Origin of the sequence: Haloquadratum walsbyi J07HQW2 (assembly GCF_000415985.1) — an archaeon.
GTDB classification, from domain to species: domain Archaea; phylum Halobacteriota; class Halobacteria; order Halobacteriales; family Haloferacaceae; genus Haloquadratum; species Haloquadratum walsbyi_B.
Map to the genome: position 1 here is coordinate 1,999,104 of NZ_KE356561.1, position 1,080 is coordinate 2,000,183.

Here is a 1,080-nt window from a genome sequence, read left to right on the forward strand (position 1 = left end):
TGCTGTGGCCACTCACGCAATACACAACACCAGCTCCAGGGTTGTATCTAAGCACACAGCCAGAGCCGACAATCGTGACTGGAGGCTTTGCTATAATCGTGTGGGGCATCCACCGATATCGAATTGGGCACTCTGAGACAGAATCCTGAACAGATACTCAGACCTCAGCCAATCAGCGACGTGTAATAAACACACTCATCGGCTGCATCGACCCTACACATCTTTAGTAAGCGTATGAGTAGCCGCTCACAGTGAGGAGTACTCAAACGATCTTATCGATAGTATACGATAACCCATAATCAAAATAACAAAAAGCATCAAGCCGCCACTATGGTATAATAGCGATATGGATGATGTGTCGACATATATTGAGCGACTTGAGGAGGTGACAGAGACGAAACAGGGGGCTGCTGAGACAGAGGCGGAGTATATCAATCGACTTGGGCAGGAGACATCGCTTTCTGAATCAGAGATAACTACGACATCAGAAGCGATAACGAAATCAGCCTACTCGCCAGGAGATCTTTCAGCAGATGAAGAGGAGGTACTCGACTCGTTTCTGGAGGCGGTGCAGACAGCATACCGAGAAGACCCAACACAGCAAGAAGCGACTACAGATACAGCGATAACCGATCAAAGTGATAACGATTCGTTTGAATCGGATGAAGAAGACACTGACAATACGTTATCAATCGACTATCCTGAGGCGGCTAAAACAGAGCCTCCGGAGATATCTGATGATGACGGCATCTTTGATATCGAAACCAGCACTGACGCAATCAAGGAAACAGTGCAAGCAAATAGGCAGGTTGCGATTATTGTAACAGCGTTACTAGTGTTATTATTGACTGTTGTCACTGTCGCTGGTGCTGTGGGTCTCATGGAAACGGGTGTCACCGCTGCGGTCACGGGCACCATGGGAGGTGGAGATACAACTGGAGTCGACTCACAAGGATCCACAGGAGTATCTACCACAACAACACCTGAGTTATCATCCACACAGACCACAACTGCTAGTTCAACCACAACATCGACGCCGACACCCGAACCGACGCCGATACCGACTCCAACGCCAACGGC

The 1,080-nt window shown here is 48.7% G+C and carries 1 protein-coding gene; it reads left to right on the plus strand.

Translation table 11 applies throughout. From position 1 onward, the window contains the following. Positions 1 to 346: 346 nt before the first annotated feature. Positions 347 to 1,080, plus strand: a 734-nt coding sequence (locus J07HQW2_RS18355; RefSeq protein WP_021055247.1) for a hypothetical protein, incomplete at its 3' end; no start/stop codon positions are given.